This window comes from Endozoicomonas sp. ONNA1, assembly GCF_024606325.1.
Lineage (GTDB): Bacteria > Pseudomonadota > Gammaproteobacteria > Pseudomonadales > Endozoicomonadaceae > Endozoicomonas_A.
Genome location: NZ_JAHHPN010000805.1, coordinates 1 through 4,288, shown reverse-complemented (window position 1 = coordinate 4,288; position 4,288 = coordinate 1). Strand labels below are relative to the sequence as shown.

Sequence of the window (4,288 nt, the reverse complement as noted above, 5' to 3'; positions counted from 1 at the left end):
CCTCAATTTCTTGCAATCCTCGCTACGGACGCTTAAGTCCGACAGGCTGCTAGCTATCAGAATAAGTCGGTAAGGAGCTTGAGTCCGGTTATGAAAAGACAGACGTACAAAACCTTGTAAAAAAAGTCAGTAGAGATTGTTTTAACCATCTTCATTCCAAGCCAGACACCCAGGGGGCAAACAGGCACTAACAAAGAGGACAGTAGCAGGTTGTTTGCGGTGAACTGGCCAAGGGCTGCATAGGCAGGGCACTTTATCAGATTGAGAGAGCCAAAAAAAATAGCCATGGTGCCTGCCAGAAATTCCTTTTCCAGCTTCAACGGTAGCATGTAAACACTCAGCGGTGGTCCTCCGGAGTGAATACCAAAGCTGGTGAAACCACTGACGGTTGACCAGAAAATACCGCTCAGTGTGCCGGGCTTATGGGATGAGTGAACGTAATCACCAAACCATTGGTTCAGGCAGAACAAGATGGCAATGATACCAATTATGCCTCTGATAGCCCGTTCACTCAGGGATGCAAATATCATCAGGCCCAGAAAAATGCCGAACAGACCCGGAAAAATAATGACCCTGAACACAGTCCAGTCTACGTGTTTCCGCCATCCCCAGACGGCGAATCCGTCCATGACTAACAGTAAGGGCAGGAGGATTGCAGCAGCCTGAACGGGAGGCATCGATATCGACATAAGAGGTACAGCAATCATCCCAAGAGCGTTACCCATGCCTCCTTTGCCTAATCCCGTAATGAGGACTGCCGGGATAGCCGTTATAAAGAAGGACAGCTCTGATGCTGATGACAGCGGTGGTGACAACATGGGGAAATGTCAGGTGAGGAGTTCGATTTCGTAATCCAGCATTTTATCCTTGTTGAACAGGTAGCGGCCGATAAAGTTCTTTTTCTTCATCAGCAGAGGTAACCAGTAGCGGTCATCCTCCCACATTTCATCGTAAGGAATATCTTTGATATGAAACCACAGGGGGATCGCCTCGTCGGTTTCTTCGGGAATACCATCATAGTCAGAAGCGGAAAAGGCGTAGACATGAATGGAGTAGCCGTCGACAAACTGGAACAGGCATTCACCATGAAAGTTCATATTCAGCGGGGTGACGTTGAGTTCTTCCTGAACTTCTCGCACTGCGCACTCCAACGTGGTTTCACCTTCTTCAAGCCTGCCGCCGGGCCCATTGATTTTGCCGGCTCCCAGTCCGCGCTTTTTGCGAATTAAAAGAATATGATCGTTTTTAATGATAAACGTCAGGGTAGCAGGATCTTGAGCTTTCCAGCTTTCCCAGTCGATGTCGGAGAGTGTTCTGGCGGTTATGGGCTGCATGTCAGACTTATGATTTGTCGATACCTCAGTTACTCATTATAAAGCAGAGCTGCTGGAGATGGGTTGTTAATTTTTCATTATTACCTGAGTTGTGACAATGGCAGTAATGTCAGAGTGTTGGACTTGAAAGCTCCGGTATCAATAAAGTGGGTATTGCCCAGAGTCGTAGGGTTTTCGACAATGGTGTGGCCACAGATAATATGGTCCACACCTTCAACCCAGTCTGTATTCCCGGTTTGTACTTTTGTTCTTGACCACATCAATTGCCGGGTCAGTTCAGGATTGCTTGCAATGCTCTCAGGATTCCAATGGTTTAATGGGTATTCTGCGTGACAGATCGCCAACTTGCTTCCGTCAGATTGCTCAACGAGTATCAGGTAGGGCAATGTATCTACCCAGTTGGCATACTCCTGCATTTGTTTTGTAGACACTTTAAGATGCCAGCGACCACCGTTGAGAACCCAGTCTGCCAGAATAGCTGATGACTCTGGGTTTCGGGCAATGGTCCGCAGGGTATCTTCGTGATTGCCGCAGACAGGATGGAACCAGGGTTCATGGATTAGGGAGAGGCAACCTGGCGAATCGGGTCCCCGGTCAATCAGGTCTCCCACACTGAAACAACGATCCAGCTTAAAATCAAAATCCACTTGCTCCAGGGTTTCGAACAGCAAGTCATACATGCCGTGAAGATCACCGATTGCGAAATCTCTTCCTGACAAGTTGGGGCCGAAGGTTTGAAGAAACATGATAGCTCCTTTGCAATCCATTGCTTCTGGAGTTCGAAGCAGGCAGGGGTTGTGTCAGATCCCTTTCAGAGTCGCCAAGCCCGTTTTTGGATCAATCTCTATCCCGGGTGGTGCTGACTTGAGTATAATCTTAACCTGTTTGTCATTGGCCAAGACTCTGAAAGACAACGGTGTACTTTTAGGCAGCTCGCCGGTTTTTCTAGCCAGGGCTGCGACGTCCAGAGCACTCAGGTAAAAAGGCAACACCTTCTCTACTGTTTCGGCCAGATTGCTGAGAATCAGAGCGTTAGCCATTAGCGCAGGTGCGTAAGTCGGTGTTGCGTAGTCGGTGGTCTGAAGCTGAGACTGAACATGATCGACCCAGCGTTTCTTTTGCTCTTTGGGCAACGTGCTGAAGGCTTTCAGCAACAGACTGCCTTCTTCCGGAGTAAACAATCTCATCATTGCAGCCAGAGCACCCAGAGCTTCGACTTCCTGAGTAGACAGCCCTTTATCGTTCGAGAGCTTCAGCCACTGGGCTCGCGCCGTCAGATAGGCAGGAATGGGATTAAAATCCGGATCTTTCTGAAGCTTGTCCAGTTCGACCTTGATCTGGTTCATTGCCCGGAAGGTATTCTCCGTCAGGTACAGGGAGCCTTTGGCACTGACATGCCCCCTGAAGCCGGCAATGTTATCTACCCAGTAGGCATACCAGAGGCTCAGGTCTCCAGGCTTCAGTTTGCCACTGCGAAAGCCCTCTTTCAGAGTGCTGTACATATTGAGTGAACCTTCGTTGTACATCATATGTCGCAGATGACTGTCTGACAGGAACACGATGGTGAATTTGTGACCGTCGGAACGGTATTTTCTGGCAATTTCTTTTGCCAGCGGGTAAATGCTGGTGGCTTTATCAGCGGTTACCGCAAGGAACCGAGTACTGTCTTCCGGTAGTTTGGTATCAAGAACTACCGACGCTCGCTCCCTGGCAGTTGGTGACAGGGTGACGGCACTGATTAACGCTGCGGCAGCCAGTGTTTCGTAAGACTCCTCATCGAGCCCGCGAATCAGCCCAGACAATTGGTTGAAGTGCTGAAGGCTCAGGACCGGCACAGCCAGATCTTTCTGGGGCAGAATGAAGGCATCGTAGTCCTTTTCTGTACCGGACTTCAGCAACTGGAGTGAATAAAGGCGGGACAGGGCACGAGGGATTTCCCAGTGTATGTCAGAGGGTAGCCGGTCCGCCGACATTTCCGGGGTGGCAACAGGGTTATCCATGACCCAGCTTAGCTGCTCAATCTGGCTACTGGTAATGTTCAGATCCTTGCCATAGGTGACACGAATGTATTCTCTGATCAGGTCGATGGCTTCATTGGCCTGAGCCTGCCAGCCAGTCAGAATCAGCAGTAAGAGTAAAAGAGGCTTCAGAAGTGTTTTCATAACTGAAAGGGCAATTGACCAAATGCCTAAGCATAGCAACAGGTATGAAGTTTGCTCCGAAGTTTTTGGATCCGGTTATGAAAATTTCGTCAAAAAACCTGCGTTGACTCTACCTATAGTTTTATATGAATATTTTAGGAACAGGGCACTATTCAGGAGAGGGTCGACATGGCGGACACCAGAGAGACCATCCGATCATTGTTTGATCGGCAGGCTGAAAACTACATTCAGCAGGACAGTGCTGGTATGCTGGGTCATTATGCACCGGAAGACGACCTGCTGTTCTGGAGCTCAGAAGGTGCTCAGATTAACGGTCATGAAGCTCTGAAATTCTGGTATGAAACCCTCTTCAACCAGTTCGAAATCCTGTCCGTCAAATACCGGATAGAGTCTGCCTGGGAAGGACCAGATCAGATTTCCTGCTGCAGTACCTGGCAGTTAGAAACCCGGCTCAGGGATGTAGAGTGGGCGGTGGTAGAACTACAGTTTCTGAGGGCGACACATATTTTGAGACAGTATCAGGGAGCATGGAAAATAGCTCATATCCACTCCTCTCCCATTGGTCAGGCCTCAGCCGATTTTCCCGCCAGCTGACGATCCCTGAAGCAGATAGGCATTCTTGTACTAGTCTTGAGTCACTCCACTTTTTAACCGTTCTGGTTGGGGCATGGTGCAGCGGGCTTTTCCCTGACTAACAGCAGTCAAATAAAATTGCAACAATCGCAAAATCAATTACGCTAGCAGCCTGTCGGACTCAATGCTGTCCTACTGCGGTTGCAATAAATTGGTCTA

The 4,288-nt window shown here is 49.1% G+C and carries 5 protein-coding genes; 1 reads left to right on the top strand and 4 read right to left on the bottom strand.

Annotated elements, in window-relative coordinates; genetic code table 11:
- Positions 1-56 precede the first annotated feature (56 nt).
- From KDK19_RS19215 to KDK19_RS19200, 4 genes are all read right to left on the bottom strand, one after another.
- The gene (locus tag KDK19_RS19215) at positions 57-818 is read right to left on the bottom strand and encodes a sulfite exporter TauE/SafE family protein (RefSeq protein WP_257292647.1); all 762 of its coding nucleotides are present in this window, start codon (positions 816-818) and stop codon (positions 57-59) included.
- A gap of 9 nt (positions 819-827) precedes the next feature.
- Complete coding sequence (locus KDK19_RS19210; RefSeq protein ID WP_257292646.1) at positions 828-1,334, bottom strand: 8-oxo-dGTP diphosphatase; 507 nt, start codon at positions 1,332-1,334, stop codon at positions 828-830.
- 80 nt (positions 1,335-1,414) lie between these two features.
- Entirely contained in the window at positions 1,415-2,080 is a 666-nt protein-coding gene (locus KDK19_RS19205; RefSeq protein ID WP_257279785.1) for a metallophosphoesterase, read from the bottom strand.
- A 54-nt stretch (positions 2,081-2,134) separates the two neighbouring features.
- Positions 2,135-3,496, bottom strand: a complete 1,362-nt coding sequence (locus KDK19_RS19200) for a hypothetical protein (protein ID WP_257279784.1) — start codon at positions 3,494-3,496, stop codon at positions 2,135-2,137.
- Between the two features lie 168 nt (positions 3,497-3,664).
- On the opposite strand from KDK19_RS19200, the gene KDK19_RS19195 reads away from it, so the two are divergent.
- The gene (locus tag KDK19_RS19195; RefSeq protein ID WP_257274807.1) at positions 3,665-4,090 is read left to right on the top strand and encodes a nuclear transport factor 2 family protein; all 426 of its coding nucleotides are present in this window, start codon (positions 3,665-3,667) and stop codon (positions 4,088-4,090) included.
- Positions 4,091-4,288: the final 198 nt, after the last annotated feature.